General features: G+C 42.0%; 10 protein-coding genes. 6 read left to right on the plus strand and 4 right to left on the minus strand.

Annotated features, from left to right (window positions below):
• The first annotated feature begins 78 nt into the window (after window positions 1-78).
• The gene (locus ACFEL9_RS09250; protein ID WP_385888763.1) at window positions 79-2,754 is read left to right on the plus strand and encodes a valine--tRNA ligase; all 2,676 of its coding nucleotides are present in this window, start codon (window positions 79-81) and stop codon (window positions 2,752-2,754) included.
• 130 nt (window positions 2,755-2,884) lie between these two features.
• Here the strand turns inward: ACFEL9_RS09250 and ACFEL9_RS09255 are convergent, their stop codons facing one another.
• Both ACFEL9_RS09255 and ACFEL9_RS09260 read right to left on the minus strand, forming a co-directional pair.
• Window positions 2,885-5,704, minus strand: coding sequence for a TolB family protein (locus ACFEL9_RS09255; protein WP_385888766.1), 2,820 nt, complete (start codon window positions 5,702-5,704; stop codon window positions 2,885-2,887).
• A gap of 99 nt (window positions 5,705-5,803) precedes the next feature.
• Window positions 5,804-7,000 (minus strand): DUF5009 domain-containing protein, encoded by a 1,197-nt coding sequence (locus ACFEL9_RS09260; protein ID WP_385888768.1) that lies wholly within the window; start codon window positions 6,998-7,000, stop codon window positions 5,804-5,806.
• Between the two features lie 181 nt (window positions 7,001-7,181).
• Between ACFEL9_RS09260 and ACFEL9_RS09265 the strand changes: the two genes are divergently transcribed.
• From ACFEL9_RS09265 to tnpA, 3 genes are all read left to right on the plus strand, one after another.
• Entirely contained in the window at window positions 7,182-7,877 is a 696-nt protein-coding gene (locus ACFEL9_RS09265) for a hypothetical protein (protein WP_385888770.1), read from the plus strand.
• Between the two features lie 169 nt (window positions 7,878-8,046).
• Complete coding sequence (locus ACFEL9_RS09270) at window positions 8,047-9,282, plus strand: exo-beta-N-acetylmuramidase NamZ family protein (protein WP_385888772.1); 1,236 nt, start codon at window positions 8,047-8,049, stop codon at window positions 9,280-9,282.
• Window positions 9,283-9,428: 146 nt separating this feature from the next.
• On the plus strand, window positions 9,429-9,863 hold the full coding sequence (gene tnpA / locus ACFEL9_RS09275; RefSeq protein ID WP_385888774.1) for an IS200/IS605 family transposase: 435 nt from the start codon (window positions 9,429-9,431) through the stop codon (window positions 9,861-9,863).
• A 135-nt stretch (window positions 9,864-9,998) separates the two neighbouring features.
• On the opposite strand, the gene ACFEL9_RS09280 is transcribed toward tnpA, so the two are convergent.
• Window positions 9,999-11,051, minus strand: a complete 1,053-nt coding sequence (locus ACFEL9_RS09280; RefSeq protein ID WP_385888776.1) for an isoaspartyl peptidase/L-asparaginase family protein — start codon at window positions 11,049-11,051, stop codon at window positions 9,999-10,001.
• Between the two features lie 251 nt (window positions 11,052-11,302).
• On the opposite strand from ACFEL9_RS09280, the gene ACFEL9_RS09285 reads away from it, so the two are divergent.
• Window positions 11,303-16,069 carry a translocation/assembly module TamB domain-containing protein gene (locus tag ACFEL9_RS09285; protein ID WP_385888779.1) on the plus strand — a complete coding sequence of 1,589 codons (4,767 nt, stop codon included), beginning with the start codon at window positions 11,303-11,305 and terminating at the stop codon, window positions 16,067-16,069.
• Window positions 16,070-16,252: 183 nt separating this feature from the next.
• Window positions 16,253-16,645 (plus strand): endonuclease domain-containing protein, encoded by a 393-nt coding sequence (locus tag ACFEL9_RS09290; RefSeq protein WP_385888781.1) that lies wholly within the window; start codon window positions 16,253-16,255, stop codon window positions 16,643-16,645.
• Window positions 16,646-16,776: 131 nt separating this feature from the next.
• Here the strand turns inward: ACFEL9_RS09290 and ACFEL9_RS09295 are convergent, their stop codons facing one another.
• Window positions 16,777-17,994 (minus strand): bifunctional 3,4-dihydroxy-2-butanone-4-phosphate synthase/GTP cyclohydrolase II, encoded by a 1,218-nt coding sequence (locus ACFEL9_RS09295; protein WP_385888782.1) that lies wholly within the window; start codon window positions 17,992-17,994, stop codon window positions 16,777-16,779.
• Window positions 17,995-18,040: the final 46 nt, after the last annotated feature.

Here is an 18,040-nt window from a genome sequence, read left to right on the forward strand (position 1 = left end):
TCTTTTATTGCAGCATTGCAACCTGAACAGCCTTGTACTTTTCGTGGTTTTGTCAAAAGCAGGTAAATTTGCCGCCTTATGGAATTGAGCAAAAATTTTGAGCACCGGGCAGCAGAAAACAAGTGGTACCAACACTGGTTGGATAAACAGTATTTTAAAAGTGTCCCTGACGAAAGGGAACCCTATACAATCGTCATCCCCCCTCCTAATGTAACCGGCGTTTTGCATATGGGTCATTGCCTGAATAATACGATCCAGGATATCCTGGTTCGTAGAGCCAGGATGCAGGGAAAGAACGCCTGCTGGGTACCGGGAACCGATCATGCGTCGATTGCCACAGAAGCCAAAGTGGTGCAAATGTTGCGTGAGAGAGGAATTAGCAAATCTTCACTGAGCCGTGACGAGTTTTTGCAATATGCGTGGGAGTGGAAAGAGAAATATGGCGGCATCATTCTGCAACAGCTGAAAAAATTGGGTTGCAGTCTCGATTGGGACAGAACCACGTTTACCATGGACCCCGATTACTATGATTCCGTAATCAATGTTTTTATCGACCTGTATAATAAGGGATATATCTATCGTGGCAAAAGAATGATCAACTGGGATGTAAAAGCTAAGACTGCACTCAGTGATGAAGAAGTGATCAGGAAAGAGACGCAGCAGAAGCTTTACTACCTAAAGTATTTCCTTGAGATGAAGCCAGGTGCCGGAAGTCAGATATCAGACATCAAACCTCAGGCCTCTGACTTTATTACTATCGCCACAGTTAGGCCTGAAACGATCATGGGTGATTCCGCGGTTTTTGTTCACCCGGACGATGAGCGGTACAAACACCTGCACGGACAATTTGCTTATGTTCCCCTGATCAACCGCCGCATTCCCATTATTGCAGACGATTATGTAAGCATGGATTTTGGGACCGGCGCCTTAAAAGTTACGCCTGCTCATGACATCAATGATAATATGCTCGGGCAAAAACATAACCTGGAAGTAATCGATATCCTGAATGAAGATGGCACATTAAACGAAACGGCCCAGATCTATATTGGTGAGGACAGGTTTGAAGCCCGCAAGAAGATCGTAAAAGAGCTCGAGGAAAAAGGTTTTTTGCTAAAGACCGAAGATTACACCAGTGAAGTGGGCTATAGTGAAAGAACGGATGTGGTAGTTGAACCAAGGCTTAGCTTGCAGTGGTGGGTGGATATGAAAAAAATTTATGGCCCTGCTCTCAAAGCAGTGATGGATGATGAAATAAAATTTTATCCATCCAAGTTTAAAAATCTCTATCGCCACTGGATGGAAAACATCAAAGATTGGTGTATCAGCCGCCAGCTTTGGTGGGGTCATCGCATACCGGCCTGGTATGATGCAGAAGGAAGATTTGTAGTGGCTGAAACTGAAGAAAAGGCAAAGGAAATGTTCAATGCCCAATTTTCAATTTCCAATGCTGTATTAAAACAAGACCAAGATTGCCTGGATACCTGGTTCAGCAGCTGGCTCTGGCCTTTCGAAGTATTTAAAGGGTATAGCAATCCCGATAATGAAGAGGTAAAATATTATTATCCCACCAATACATTAGTTACCGCGCCTGAAATTATTTTTTTCTGGGTAGCACGAATGATCATGGCGGGCTATGAATACAAAAAAGAAAAACCATTTAGCGAAGTCTACTTTACAGGTATTGTAAGAGATAAGATTGGCCGAAAGATGAGCAAGCAATTAGGCAACTCGCCCGATCTTCTTGAAATGATTGATAATGATGGCGCCGATGCTGTTCGCTTCGGCATTATGATCTCCTCTCCGGCCGGCAACGATCTTATGTGGGACCAGGCAGGTAATGAGCAGGGAAAGTTCTTTATCAATAAAATGTGGAATGCACTGAAGCTGGTAAAGATGTGGTCCCTTCGACAAGCTCAGGATGAACAGTCAACGGTCAACGATCAACAGGCAACTGGCAACTTTGCCGGCGAATGGTTTGAAAGCAGGTTGAATGAAGTAAAACTTCAACTGGACGAGCAATTCAAAGATTTTCGTTTAAGCGAATCACTCAAGACGATCTATTCACTGATCTGGGATGATTTCTGTAGTTGGTACCTTGAGTGGGTTAAGCCTGGTTTTGAGCAGCCGATAGATTCGACTGTTTATAAAAAAACAATTAATTTCTTTGAACAGTTGATGCAGCTGCTTCACCCATTTATGCCATTTGTTACGGAAGAAATCTATCACCAGCTAAGTGAGAGAAAAGACGATATAACAATAAAGCAATACCCCGCAATTTCGCAGCCTGATCAATCTATCTTAAGAAAAGCTGTCATCCTGAAAGAGGTGATCACCGCTATCCGCGATGCCAGGAATAAGGCTCAGTTAAAACCAAAAGAAACCATCAAATTGCATATACTGGCAACGGACAAATCCATCTATGAAGCTATTGACCCGATACTGGCCAAACAAATAAATGCAGAAACAATTGCATTTACAGAAAACCCTGTTAGTAATTGCATCAATGTGGTTATTCAAAAAGATAAATTCTTTATTGAAACGACCACAGAGTTGGATACTGCTTCTCAAAAAGAACAATTACAAAAGGACCTGGAATATCATAAAGGCTTTTTACTATCAGTAGAGAAAAAATTGAGCAATGAAAAATTTGTTCAAAATGCAAAACCTGAAGTGGTAGCCATCGAACGAAAGAAAAAAGTAGACGCCGAGGCCAAGATAAAGGCGATAGAAGAAAGTTTGCAGGACCTTCCCTAAATCCTCCCGATATATCGGGGGGGGTGCCAGCACACAAACCTCGCTTTTCAAAAATTTCGACAAATTGCTCTTTGAAAAGCTGGGTTGTGTGTTATGGCCTTTTCTAAGTGGAAAGGTTGTGATGGAGCCCTTATCTCGGAAATATACTTACCGGCAATATAAACTCGTACACGGCTCCTTTTCCTCCTGTATAAAAATCTTTATCCAGTAACCGGCTGACGCGGAAACCAAAACTTAGTTCATATTGGTTCCACCATTTGGTATCAAAATAAATCTCTCCGCCAATGCTCCGCTGTTCTGCCGAGGTATTTTTATCGTTGGAGAATACTTTCATGTGATCATAAAAACCATTGGCCCTTATTCGTTGAAAATAGAGCATATTACCAAAACCCCAATCCGGGTAAAGCAATGGGAAATGATAATTAACTGAGCCCCGTAGCATTCTGGCAAAATACGCTTCATTATATCCCCTTGCATACGCAATCCGGTTGCCAAATAGAACATTGGCGGTATCCGTTTCCTGGAAACCACCCGTTAAAACAATACTATGGGTCGAAAACAGGCCCGGCAGGTACAGCGCTGCGCCTCCTAAAAACTGCCAGCTCTTATAGTTGGTAATCGCATACCGGTGTTGCGCCGATAAGGAGTAGGCAAATCTTGGATAAATATGCTGCACGGCCGTTTCGATCTGCTCGCTGAATGAAATATGATGCAGGAGATAACTGAAATTGGAGTTGAGAAAATCAAGTTTCGAAGCCCCCTTTATCATATCACTGCGATAAACATAATCTGTACCCACAGTAAAGGTTTTGAAAGTACGACCGCTATTAAACCGCAGCGGTATGCTTAATCCTACACTTAAGTCGAGCTGATCCCATGTTCTCAGTTTGTTATTGATAACCTGGTTGCGGTCAAAAGTGTACTCTGCACCCAAATCAACATACGGAAACCACCTACCATAGATAGTGCTTATTCCAACCGCATTCGTTTTATCGTTTTCATTATAGAGATAATACAGTTCCGTTTGTAACGTATTCAACACATTCTCTCCATAAAGTGAGAAACTGAACTCGGGATCTTCGTAGTAGGGCCGCCAGCTATGAAAATTGAGCAGCCGGGTGCCTTTTCTATAATTGCTTACGGGGAATTTACGATTAACAATAGTATCGGTAAGGATGAGCGGGATTTCAGCGGCATGTCCTACTGAAAAAGGCTCTGCCAGTTTCTCAGTAATGGCATTATCAACCGGCTCGCCTGTTAATAGCATCTCATTCATTTGCTTTAGCTGGTATCCTTCTGCAGTAAATGCCGACCAGGTGATCTTTCCATGAGCAGCATTAACAAAATAATTACCTAAAACATCATTGGTCACCCTGTAAATTTTCTGATCGCCTAATTTTAATGCAAACACATTGTCGCTGCCACCGTACGATGCGGTGAAATAAACAATATTGTTATTGACACTGGGATTCCCAACTACGTTAAATGAGGGTGGTGTAAGCCTGGTGGTGCTACCTGTTTTCAATTCAGTAACCGCAAGAGCCATTCTTCCGTCGGGTAGCCGAACTGCTGTTATCACGGAATCTTCACCAATAAACTTTGGGTCAGTAAATGTGTTTACACCGCCGGCATCGATCCTGTTAATAACTTCCCCGGAATTTACATTTAAAATATGTAATTCACTTTTTCCGCTTTCACTCATTTCTATCGCAGCAACCCTATTACCACTGCCAGAAATATCCGGTGAAAAATATCTTGATCGGCGTGTCAATCTTTTTTGCTGGCCGGTTTGAACATCCAAAAGTTTTAAAACGCTGTATTCACGCCATCTCCAGCGGGGATCATTCTCATAAGCGGCATATACGATCTTTCCGTTACGATAGGAATATTGATCTTCTATCGCAATGTCCTTAGCCCTCAACCGGTGTTCACCCGTAGCATCCTTTATAAAAAATGCGGGACGATGACGATAAGTAGTTTTTAAATACAATAATGAATCCGGAGAAATGCTATAGGGAAACAAATAATTTTTAACAAAATGCTTGTTAACCGGGGAAACAGCTGTTATGGATGAAGTTTCTCCGGTTTTGTTTTTTGCATCCTCTCTCTCTTTGTCTTTATAATAATTCAGCGCCTCATTACGGAATGTCTTAAAACTAACGCCGCTATATTTTCTGACAGCTTTTTGAAAAGGATAAAATAAACCATTAAAAGCACTGGCATCACGGGTAACCTTGCTCCAAAAATCAAGACCATACTTTTCATACCCATAATTAACCAGCAGGTATCCCAGGTTATAATGATCAGGCACATAATCTTTGAATGATCCGTTTCGCAATTTCATCCAGCGATATTTCTTATTAGCCTTCCAAAGGGCCGGGTACGCATTTAAAAATAACGGCAGACGTCCCCTGCCCTGCGCTGATAAAACTGTTTCATGGTAAACCGCATCGCCTTCAAAAAACCAGTCGGGTACACTTGCATTTATCGCCAAAGAATAACCTTCTTCGCCAAATAAGACATGCATCAACTTGCTGATGCCATTGTTGAAATTATTGAACTGCTGTACATGCCTGTATTCATGAACCGCTAATTGTCCCGCCCACGATAAGCTACCCTGGTCAAAATTGTTGAGCGATGGCGTGAGATAAAATTCACTGCGGTACGGTCCCAGGCCCACATAACCATTAGCAATTACCGGTTGATTCTGTAAAACAATATTTATTTTTTTGGACCGCTTGCCCAATGGCACCGGGTTAAGTGTTGCCTGCGAGTATACCCATGAAGCTATCCGCTGAGCCTGGCTATCGAGCCCCCGGGGAAAAATGACCCGGGCGGCATCAGTGTTGATCTGTTTCCATTTTACCGAAGGCGGAGTACCGCCAAAGCGTTGAGCAAACAAATCTGTAAATAACACCAGGCTTATTACCATTAGGACGAGCTTCCGCATGAGTTCAAGATTTAAGGAAAGTTACGGAGGAAAAGGATAGGCTGGTTTAGCTTGCTATTCCGTTACAAATATTATTCCTATTGTCATCTCAATGGGTCATTACAATTGCAGCCGGATCTTTAACTTGTTTAGTCCCATTGCAAGCACCATGATAAATATGGCGTAACAAACAGACCAGGCAATACCTAAAAGCCCCCGGTGAAACTCAGCCGGCATAAAATATAGTCCTGTCACTATTTGTAAATACATTATAATAGCAGGAAGAATATAGACGAGCAAAGCATTTGCAGCAGCGGGCTGAAAAAATGTTGTCCATCGCTGGTACTTTAAAATATCAATCAGCCAATACAACAAACAAAATATCATCGTACAAATGGCAACACAATACAGGCACCAGGTTGGTGTGGCGTAAATTTTTGAAATCGCATAATAGGGCCTGATCCAATAACCTGCCAAAGCCGCCATCAATGCAAATACACAAGCAGCAATAAACCGCTCATAGATCTTTCGGAAAATCGCGGCGTCAAAAAACAAAAGTGAAACCAGCATTCCGCATAGTACGATACATGTATGGGTAGCATGCCCGGCTCTTGCGGCCATCCATTGCAAAACAAGATTGTCTTTTGCAGTATCGGCCTTACTGATCGTATACCAGGCAATACAAGCAGCAATAGAAAGCAACAACAATAGTATTCTGCCCTTTACCAGTTGGTAGATGATACAACTAAACAGGTAAGCCCAACCTATCAATCCCAAAATCCCCCACCAGCGCGGCGTCATTCCCTGGCTACCATCCTCACCCGCTTTATATACGAAAGCTAAAATCACCAACCCTGCTATCCCCATACCCCGAAACAGCCAAGTCCATAGTTTATGTTGAAACCTGTAGACATTCCACACCAGTATAGCGCAGGTATAAAACAACAACGACCACGATGCAATAGATATTCCCATGGCTTTTTCATTGTAACCGCTTTCAGCATTTACCATAAACACCCCCAGCACCAGCAGCCCCAACGTTCGCCACAGTATATGTCCCTGCAACTTCCAAAAACTTTCTCCCTTAGCCAGCCTGTTATTAATAGCAAAGGGTAATGACATGCCAACAATGAAAAGAAAGGCCGGGAAAACCATGTCCACAAAAGTCATGGCGTCTGCATCTGCCGGCATATGCTTCATCCATGCAGGGATACCTGATACACCCGCAACATCATTCACAAAAATCATAACCAGGATGGTAATACCGCGAAAGGTATCAATGGAACGGATGCGCTGTGTGGTAAGCTGATTATACATAAGCAGGCGTCATTTGGTTATCCTTATCCAAATCAAAAAGTTTAAAGTTAAGCAAGGCAGTTTTCAAAAGAATATAAAAACGTCGTATATTTTGCTAAAATGGCATTTGTCTGCGGGATGAGTTTTTCGGCTGCAGAAAGTATTTAGAATATTTGACCAGGTAGTCATCAATAGAAACTGTATGATCCGAAAAATTGTTTTCATTGCTCCGCTCTTTTTTTTATTTGCTATACCGGTTAAAGCTCAGCAAAGAGATTATTTCACCATTAACCCGGGAGAAAAACCTGCAGAGGAAATTCCTGATTCTGTACAATATGCTTATCCCGCTTTTACCAAAGGTTATATTTCTTTTAAAGACAACCGCAATGGCACTGTCCAATTGAACTACAATTATCTTTTTGAAGAAATGATGTTTCTGAACAACACCGGAGATACGTTGGCAATTGCTGATGCACCGATAATCCGGCAAATAACAATCAACACAGACACATTTTATTTCAGTGATGTTTTTGTAAAACAGATCGCCACTTTTGGTGAAATCAAACTGGCGCAACGGCAATATTTTGGCCTTGTCAACTCACTTAAGATAGGCGCATATGGACAGACTACTTCTGCATCTGTTGTTAGCTACAAATCGGCCAATACTGCCACCGGCATCAAATCGTTAACAGTGCAGGAAGTCGTCAATCTGAAAAAAGTCACTCAATTTTATATTGCTGACAAATTCAACAATTTCCAACTTGTAAACAAGAAAAGCCTGCCCGATCTGTTCCCGAAAAAAAGTAAACTAATAAAAACTTACCTGAAGGACAACAATGTCAACTTCACCCGGGAAGAAGATATAAAGGGCCTGCTCACTTTTTTGCAAAATAATTAAACATGCTTCCATGGGAGAAAAAGAAAACAAAAGCAATCTCATCCTGCAGAAATCCGCACTGCTTTTTTAGTCATTAAGATCGCTTATATTAAATCCAACAATTGCAGACGACTGGATTGATCCCCTTACTATTTGCTTATATTTAGTTTTTAAAAATCTCACCAGTCACATGAAAACAAATCTGACTTTTCTTGCAATGGTAATAACGTTTAGTGGACTTGCTCAAAACACAGCTTCTATAACTAAGAACAAAGAGAAGGCATTAACGGGAACGAAGCCGGCAATTATTACCGGTGCCGAACAAACGGAAAAATATTTTGGCTATCTCAGGGGCAAAAGAGTGGCTATACTTGCTAACCCAACCACTATCATTGGTCAACGTCATCTTGTCGATAGCCTGCTATCTGCCGGAATAAACGTGGTGAAGGTGTTTGGCCCGGAACATGGGTTTAGAGGAAATGCCAGTAACGGCGACGATGTGAAGGATGAAAAAGATGCTGCAACCGGATTAAAAATAATTTCTTTATACGGTGCTAAACGCAAACCCTCCAGGGAAGACCTGTCGGATGTAGACATCATGATCTTTGACATCCAGGATGTCGGTTGCAGGTTTTATACTTATATCAATGTGCTGCGTGATGTAATGGAGTCTTGCGCGGAAAATAATAAAGAGCTGCTCATCCTGGACAGACCCAATCCCAATGGTTATTTAGTAGATGGTCCCGTTTTAAACATGGAACTGAAATCGGGCATCGGTCAGTTTCCCATTCCGATCGCACATGGAATGACGATCTCCGAGTTTGCACAAATGATCAATGGCGAGGGCTGGATTCCCGGCAGATTAAAATGCAAATTGAAAATTATCAAAGTGGCTAATTATAATCACGACATGCTTTATGCCCTTCCTATCAAACCCTCTCCCAATCTAAACACGCAACAAAGTATAATGCTTTATCCATCTACCTGCTTATTTGAAGGAACTGTTTTGAATCATGGGCGGGGCACTTATTTTCCTTTTACGATTTTCGGCAGCCCTAAATTGAAGGGAATTTATGATTTCTCCTTCACGCCTGTGAGTATACCGGGCATGAGTGAAACGCCGTTGCACATGAATGAAACCTGTTATGGCATCGATCTCAGAAATTATGATGTGGAACAATTAAGAAAAACAAAACGTATCAATATTCAATGGATGATCGATCTCTATAATAGCTATCCTGAAAAAGAAAAATTTTTCGACCGGTCATTTAGTAACCAGGTGGGTAGCATTGACAGACTGGCGGGCACCTATGATTTCAAAAAACAAATTATGGAAGGAAAATCGGCAAAAGAAATCCGGCAATCGTGGGAACCGGGTTTAGCAAAATATAAAGCAATGCGGAAGAAGTACCTGTTGTATCACTGATGATCATTACAATAACATTATTGAAAAAAAAGGCCTATAAAAATTTCTCGCCTTGATAATGACTTTGCCCCGCTCTTCAGAGCGGGGAGATATATGGCATCAGGTTTATAGGCTTTAGCCCAAACTTGCTTAAATTCAAAATAAAAATGCCTTTCATCAAAGTATGGATCCATTATGTATGGTCAACAAAAAACAGAGAAGCAATCCTTAAAGATGATTTCCGCTATCCCCTATTTGATCATATTAAACAGAATGCTCAAATAAAAAACATCTATCTTGACCGGGTAAATCGATACTACGATCATGTACACTGCCTGGTTTCTTTAGGCTCTGACCAAACCATTGAAAAAATCGCACAGTTAATAAAAGGTGAATCTTCTTTTTGGTTTAATAATAAATCAGGATTAAATGCTCCCAGGCTTGAATGGCAGGATGAGTATTTTGCTGTTTCGGTAGGTGAATCTATGTTGAATAACGTAAGGACTTATATTGACAACCAGGTGAATCATCATCGGAAAAAAACATTTATGGAAGAATACAACGAGTTTATCAATAAATATGGGTTTCAAAGATTTGGCTAAAGCCAGGAAATGCAGAATACATTCTGCCACGCCCTGAAGGGCGTGGCAATACCTGAAGGGCTACCTGAAGAGCGTGGCAATACCTGAAGGGCGTGGCAATAGCTAAAAGATGTGGCAATAAATGAAAAGCTCCTGCTATTTTTTATATATTTCTACTACTTTCCTCCCTCCCTGTTTCAAATATCCCCGGTACATTCCTTCAGTGCAAAAGGGCATCGCAATATTTCCATCCTTGTCTACCGCAATTAAACCACCATCGCCACCCAGTGCGGGCAATCTTTTCAAGATCATTTCATCGGCCGCGGCTTTCAATTTTATTTTACCAAACTCCATCATGTCACTGATGCTTTTGGCCATAACAAGTCGGATAAAAAACTCACCCCACCCCGTACCGCTGATGGCAACCGTTTTATTATTGGCATAGGTACCGGCGCCAATGATCGGTGAATCGCCAATTCTCCCAAATTTTTTATTGGTCATTCCACCTGTGCTGGTAGCTGCGGCCAAATTTCCATGCTGATCCAATGCTACGGCGCCAACAGTGCCATATTTGCCCCCAACCCCTAAAGGAGAGTAGAAAAATTCACTAAAGGCATGAGTTTTCTTAATAGTATCCTTGTTGGTTCTTTGTACTGAATCTTCCTGTTTTGCTTTTTGCAAGCCTTTCCACCGACTTTCCGTATGGAAATAGGAAGGATCTACTATTTCCAATCCCTGTTGTTTCGCAAACTGCTCCGCACCTTTGCCCACCATCATTACATGAGGGCTTTTTTCCATTACGGCCCTGGCGGCGCTAATAGGGTTTTTGATCGTAGTTACCCCCGCTACTGAACCGGCTTCCAGTGTTTTCCCATTCATGATAGCAGCGTCCAATTCATTCTTTCCCTCGTTCGTAAAAACCGCACCCTTACCTGCATTAAACAGCGGATTATCCTCCAGCACCCGCACACTCGCTTCCACGGCATCCAGCGCGGAGCCGCCCTTACTTAAAATAGCCGAACCTTTTTCCAGCGCCTGGTTTAAAGCATCTGTATAAGCTTTTTCCTTTTCGGGTGTCATCTGGCTTTTTAGAATCGTACCAGCGCCGCCATGTATCACGAGAACAAACTTGCCTTTTGCCTGTGCAGGTGTTTGCGCAATTGCTTTTTCAAAAAAGAAAAGTGAAAAAAGTACGAACAGTTTCTTCATCTTGCGATTTTTAAGCAAATTACCGATTAAACCATTGGGTTATCCACGTATGGTGAAAGGATTATATTGAATATATAAGCCATTGGCATCTAAGTTGCATGACGTAATGCCTATTTTTACAAATTAAATACCGGCGCCTGAAGAGATTCAAGAAAATATTATTGTGGTTTATAGCTTCCCTGCTGTTTCTTTTTATAGCACTTTGGTTATTTATTCAATCACCCTGGGGTCAAAATTGGCTCATACATCAGGTGACCCAACGCCTCTCAAAAGACCTTCATACCCGTATCGAAATAAAGCGTGTGGACTTCTCCCTGTTCAACCATATGCACCTTCAGGGAGTGCTGATCGAGGATCAAAAAAAAGACACCATTTTGTCCGCAGGTGAAGTAAGAGTCAGGATCACAGACTGGTTTTTTTTCAAAAAAAATATCGTACTGAAATATATCGGCCTGGAGAATGCAGTGATAAAGATGCAAAGGGATGATGCCACCTGGAACCACCAGTTTTTTGTCGATTATTTTTCTTCCCCTTCGTCCGGAAAAAAGACAGAGGGCGGCACACAACTTAGCCTGGAGAAGGTAGAACTTAAAAACATTTCTTTTCTCAAACGTGATGCCTGGCTCGGACAGGATATGACCATTGCCGTTTCTTCCTTAAATATCGATACCCGCAATATCAACTTTAATAAAAAGACCATTGACCTCGGTTCGTTGAAGATGGTTGATCCTTATGTAAGCCTTTTCAATTATCAGAAATTAAAACCTGCCCCCACCACCGAAATAAAAGCAATAACTCCGTCCCCACTCGATTCGGCATTGAACTGGAACGAAGGTGGCTGGGTTGTAAAAATCGCCAAGCTGGAAATTGAAAACGGCACGTTCAAAAACAATGCTTACAGCTACACCCCAACCGTTTCAACTTTTGATGGCAGGCATATTGAATTTGCAAAAATCAATGGAAGCTTTACTAATACGCTTTGGGAAAAAGATACGGTAACCACTCACCTGGTACTGCAAACAAAAGAACGCAGCGGATTCGAAGTAAAAAACATGAATGCGGATGTAAAGCTGACACCACAGGAAATGGCCTTCAGCAACCTGGATATCCAAACGACTAACAGCATTATCCGTGATTATTTCCGGATGAGCTATGATGATATTAGCAGCATGAATGACTTCATTCATAAAGTAAAAATGCAGGCTAATTTCAATGACTCCGAGATCGATAGCGATGATATCGCCTTCTTCGCTCCTGAAATGAGTTCATGGAAAAAGAATATCCAGCTAAAAGGCGCTGTGCGGGGAACAGTGGATGACATTGTAGGAAAGAACCTTGTAATACAAGCCGGCAACAACACATTGCTGAATGGCGATATCAGCATGACTGGTCTTCCCGACATCAATCAAACCTTTATTGATTTTAGGGCCAACGACTTTCGCACTACCTATGAAGATGCAGCTTCATTTGTGCCGGAGGTGCGGCGTGTGACGGTTCCAAATCTTCGCCGGTTACAGTTCCTTCGTTTCAATGGAAGCTTCACCGGTTTTATCCGCGACTTCGTTACTTATGGTACGTTACAAACCAACCTGGGGATTGTAAAGAGTGACCTCAACATGAAGTTACCTGTTGGTAAACAGCCTATATATTCCGGTATGATTTCTACCGACTATTTTAAATTGGGTGATTTTATTGGAGACGCTAATATTGGTGCTGTCGCTTTAAATGGATCGCTGAAGGGAAAAGGATTCAGTGAGAAAAACCGGATGGCGACCATTGATGGAAAAATTTTGTTTGCCGACTATAAAGGTTACCGTTACGATAATATAACGCTGAATGGTGAGTTGGATAAAAAACGATTTGAAGGTGATGCATCCATTGATGATGAAGAAGCAAAATTGACATTGAATGGTGAGATCGATTTTAACAGCCCCATACCCTTGTTTAACTTCTTTGCGGATGTGCAAAAAGCGAATTTAAAAAAGCTCAACCTGACCAGGGATGATATAAGCTTTGGGGGGAAATTCAACTTAAATTTCTCGGGTTCTACAATCGATAATTTTCTCGGTTCAGCGGTTATTTCAGAAGCCTCCCTCACCCGGAATGGCAATCCGCTGCCGTTTGATTCTTTGATCTTTACTTCTGAGTACGCAAACAATGTAAAAACATTAAGAGCCAGCTCAAACGAATTTGAAGCCATCGTCACCGGTGATTTTACTATTCGTGATCTGCCGGATGCCTTCAAATTATTTCTGAATAAATATTACCCGGCTTACATTAAACCCCCGCGGACGCAACCGGAAAATCAATCACTGAAATTTGATATTACCACCTTAAATGTGGATAGCTACATTAAGTTGATCGACAGCAGTCTTGCTGGCTTTAATAACAGTCATATTTTCGGTAGTCTTGATACAAGAAACAACCGGTTAAACCTTACGGCCAATGTCCCGCAATTCCAATACGGAAAATATATTTTCAATAACGTTGATCTCGAGGCTATCGGAAATCGTGACAGCCTTGTGTTGGATGGCAGCGCCTCCAATATCAATGTAAGTGATAGCTTGAATATTCCTGTAGCTTTATTTCATATCAACGCACACAACGATATTTCAAAAGTGCAAATTCATACGGGTGCCAACCAGGCCATTAACCAGGCCGATCTGAATGCACAGGTCCTTACCTATAATAACGGGGTAAAAATAGAATTTGACCCGTCCTCTTTTATTGTCAACGGAAAGACATGGACGATTGAAGAAAATGGCGAATTAGAATTTCGAAGAAACATTCCGGCCAGCGGACAACTGGTACTAAGAGAAAGCAACCAGGAGGTGAGGATGAGAACAAGACCATCTGAAATTGGCGACTGGAATGATCTTGTCATTGAACTGAAGAAGGTAAACGCTGGGGATTTTGCCCCCTTCCTGTTGCCACAGAACAGGCTGGAAGGACTTTTGTCCGGAGATATTTTAATTGAGGATCCAATCAACAATCCATTTATCACAGCAGATAATCTTACCGGCGAGGGCATCCGGCTCGACAATGATTCGCTCGGTAATGTAAAAGCTAACCTGGTATATGATAATAAAACAAAACAGTTAAAAGCAAAGGGTACTACGGTGGACAATCCAAACAGTCTTGCCTTTGATATTAATTTGTTTTTGGCAAATGCTGAAGCGCAAAAAAATAACCTGATTGCACTTAAAGCAAACAATTTTCAGCTAAAAATTCTAGAGCGATTCTTAGGCAATTTGTTTTCCGATATCCAGGGCTATGTCACCGGCGACTTTGAGTTACGGGGGCCATTCAATCATTTAGATGTGACGGGCAAGGGACGATTAAAAGATGCCGGCCTCAAAGTAAACTTCACGCAATGTTTTTATAAAATAAACGATACAGATATCGAATTGAAAAAGGGTGAGATCAATTTGGATGGTATTGTTTTAACTGATCCGGCGACGGGCAACCCGATCTACCTCGTTGGAAATATTCAACACGATGCTTTTAAAAAAATGTTCTTTGGCCTTACAGCCTCAACGCTGAAACCCAATACGAGGGGGCCGGAATTCAACAAGCCTGTTTTATTACTGAATACTGGCTACAATGACAACAAGCAATTTTATGGCCGGGTAAAAGGAACGGGGTCTTTTTCATTATCAGGTTACCAATCTGACCTGTACATGAAAATAGATGCGATAGCTTCAGCTACTGACAGCAGCACGGTGACTATTCCTTCTTCAAAAAGCCGGGAATCGGGAATCGCCGACTTTTTGGTGGAAAGAAAGTACGGACGTGAAATGACAGATGCCAGTTTAGCGGGTAGTTCAAATATTACCTATGATGTTGACGTAACAGCCAACCCCATGGTGACCGTGCGGGTAGTATTGGATGATTTGACTGGCGATGAAATAAAAGGAAGAGGTGCCGGATCATTAAATATTCATTCGGGCACTACCGAAAAACTAACCATGCGTGGCCGCTTTGATATTGAAGAAGGTAACTACCTGTTTACATTCCAATCATTTTTCAAAAAACCTTTTGAAATAAGAAAAGGAACAGAGAACTATATTTCGTGGACGGGTGACCCCTACGCCGCCAAGATAAAATTTGAAGCAGTATATACCGCCGAAAATGTAAGCTTCTCTCCTCTTGTTAATGCGCTGAACTTTGACCCAGCCTATAGCCGGTTGAGAGATGATGTATATGTAGTCGCTTATTTATCCGGCGATCTGTTTAAGCCGGATTTTAGGTTTAGCCTCGACTTCCCATCGAATAGCAAAGTGAAAAATGATTTTGCGGTGGCTAAGAGTATTGAGTTAATGCAAAATAATACCAATGATCTAAATCGCCAGGTTACTTACCTGATCGTATTTAATAGCTTTGCACCACCTGAATCGGGACCCACCAATGTCGGTTTTGGTTCTACCATCAATGAACTTACTTATAACACCATTTCGAGTATCTCTGGCTTATTCTTTAATGAGATCAATAAAAAGCTCAACAGCGAGTTATCAAAAATTTTAAAAACGGATAATATCAGTATCAATTTCAGCGGCTCCGTATACAACCGAAACCTGCTTGACCAGCAAAGCAGTAACAACTTCAATATCAACCAGAGTAATTTTAATGTGAATGTCCCGATCTCCATGTTTAAAGACCGATTCGTAGTAACCCTGGGAAGTACATTGGACGTACCATTGCAATCCACCATACAACAAAACGTACAGTTTTTACCTGATGTAACGGCGGAATGGCTCATTAACCAGAGCGGAACTATCCGTGCCAGCTTCTTTTACCGTCAAAACCTGGATTACCTTACTACCAGCACTACTGGTGCAGCACGAACAAAACGTTCCGGTGCAAGCATTTCTTACCGCAAGGAATTTGAAACGCTCCGTGAATTTTTCAGGAGCAGAAAAAAAAGAGAGGAATTATTAAGACAGAAACCATCAGTTGAGGCCACAAAGCCAGAAGAAGATGATACAACAGACACAGCTAAAGACAATAAGAAACCGTAATATTTATTCTTTAGGCCGCAATGCAGGCATATTTTGAGATGCTACGAAAGAACCCTGAATAGTTTTAGCCCATGCGAAAATGAGACATTATGATATCCCCCGCTGGCGGGGGAAGTGTTTCGGTCTTAGAAAATTTTCGGACGGGGGTGGATTAGGTTGTCGCATATTTTATAATTTCATTACATGGTCAGCAAACATGATAATTATTATTACAACAAGAATTTACAACCTTATGCCAACCGTTTGCGCAAGGAAATGACCAAGGCCGAAGCTTGTTTATGGAAATATGTTTTGAGAGCGGGCCAACTCAAAGGTTTTCCGTTCAGACGTCAACGACCCGTATTGAATTATATTGCAGATTTCATGTGCAAGGAATTAAAGTTGATAATTGAGGTAGATGGGATAACACACCACTGGGAGGATGCCATCAAAAAGGATGAAATCAGGCAAAAAGCGCTGGAATCTGCTGGTTTTACTGTACTTCGTTTTAGTGATGAAGAAGTGTTAAACAATGTACAGGCAGTTTTTAATTTCCTGGAAGATTGGATTGAAAAGAAATTTAACCGACAGGTCTAATCCACCCCCAATTGAAATTTCATTGTGGTCAAAGCGCTTCCCCCGCCAGCGGGGGACAACGCAAACTTCCTCTGCCCGATCAGTCATGCCCAAGAATCTCAAAATAAGAATTAGCCCAAAATCTAAACCTGCTATTCCCCTTCATGTTCATGCAACTCATGCCCCAATTTATCTTTTTTAGTCTGCAGGTATTTTTTGTTGTGCTGGTTGTGTTTGATGATAATGGGGATATTTTCTACAATTTCCAGCCCATAGCCTATCAGCCCCACTCTTTTCCTTGGGTTATTACTGATCAAACGGAGTTTACTGATGCCTAATGATCTTAATATCTGTGCGCCGACACCGTAGTCCCGCTGGTCCATTTGAAAACCAAGATGAAGATTGGCTTCCACGGTGTCCATGCCATTTTCCTGCAAGCGGTAAGCTTTTAGCTTATTCATCAATCCTATACCCCGTCCTTCCTGGTTCATATATATAATAGCACCTTTCCCTTCTTTTTCCACCAATTGCATGGCTTTATGCAATTGTTCACCGCAATCGCAACGAAGTGATCCCAGGATATCACCCGTAAAGCACGAAGAGTGCATTCTGACCATAACGGGCTCGTCTTTTTCCCATTCGCCTTTCAATAATGCCATATGCTCATTCGTTGAATTCTTTTCTTTAAAAGCGACCAACTTAAAGTCGCCATATTTGGTTGGCATATCCACCCTCACAATTTCCTCGATCAGCGAATCTCTTTTGATACGGTATTCTATCAGGTCTTTTATTGAGATGATCTTAAAATCAAACTTTTTGGCCACTTCCCGTAATTCCGGCAAACGGGCCATGCTGCCATCGTCATTCATGATTTCCACCAGTACGCCGCCATAAGGAGCCGGAAAGCCGGCCAATCTCACCAGGTCAATCGTGGCTTCGGTATGCCCTGCTCTTCTTAACACCCCGCCCTTTTTTGCCCTTAATGGGAAAATATGACCGGGCCTGCCTAATTCGGCTGGGTTCAAAAAAGGATCGATCAGCGCTTTGATTGTCTTTGACCGGTCATGCGCAGAAATACCGGTTGTGCAATCATGACCAAGCAAATCCACGGACACGGTAAATGCCGTCTCATGAAGAGCCGTATTATTGCTGACCATCAGCTCGAGGCCCAGTTCGTCGCAACGCTCTTCCGGCAGGGGCACACAGATCAACCCCCGCCCGTTCTTGGTCATAAAATTCACTACTTCAGGGGTTATGGTAGCAGCGGCGGCTATAAAATCGCCCTCGTTTTCACGATCCTCGTCATCCACCGCAATGACTATTTTTCCTTCTCTTATATCCTTAATCGCTTCCTCTATTGTATGAAACATGCTTGAAAGTTTACGCAAAGGTAACAACAATACATCTCGCCAAAAG

Origin of the sequence: Terrimonas alba (assembly GCF_042434975.1) — a bacterium.
Taxonomy (GTDB): Bacteria; Bacteroidota; Bacteroidia; order Chitinophagales; family Chitinophagaceae; genus Terrimonas_B; species Terrimonas_B alba.

Excerpts from the sequence above, each read along its gene's own strand:
- ACFEL9_RS09290 (WP_385888781.1), top strand. The coding sequence starts at position 16,253 with ATGGTCAGCAAACATGATAATTATTATTACAACAAGAATTTACAACCT.
- ACFEL9_RS09260 (WP_385888768.1), bottom strand. The coding sequence starts at position 7,000 with ATGTATAATCAGCTTACCACACAGCGCATCCGTTCCATTGATACCTTT.
- ACFEL9_RS09265 (WP_385888770.1), top strand. The coding sequence starts at position 7,182 with ATGATCCGAAAAATTGTTTTCATTGCTCCGCTCTTTTTTTTATTTGCT.
- ACFEL9_RS09280 (WP_385888776.1), bottom strand. The coding sequence starts at position 11,051 with ATGAAGAAACTGTTCGTACTTTTTTCACTTTTCTTTTTTGAAAAAGCA.
- ACFEL9_RS09270 (WP_385888772.1), top strand. The coding sequence starts at position 8,047 with ATGAAAACAAATCTGACTTTTCTTGCAATGGTAATAACGTTTAGTGGA.
- ACFEL9_RS09295 (WP_385888782.1), bottom strand. The coding sequence starts at position 17,994 with ATGTTTCATACAATAGAGGAAGCGATTAAGGATATAAGAGAAGGAAAA.
- ACFEL9_RS09250 (WP_385888763.1), top strand. The coding sequence starts at position 79 with ATGGAATTGAGCAAAAATTTTGAGCACCGGGCAGCAGAAAACAAGTGG.
- tnpA (WP_385888774.1), top strand. The coding sequence starts at position 9,429 with ATGCCTTTCATCAAAGTATGGATCCATTATGTATGGTCAACAAAAAAC.
- ACFEL9_RS09255 (WP_385888766.1), bottom strand. The coding sequence starts at position 5,704 with ATGCGGAAGCTCGTCCTAATGGTAATAAGCCTGGTGTTATTTACAGAT.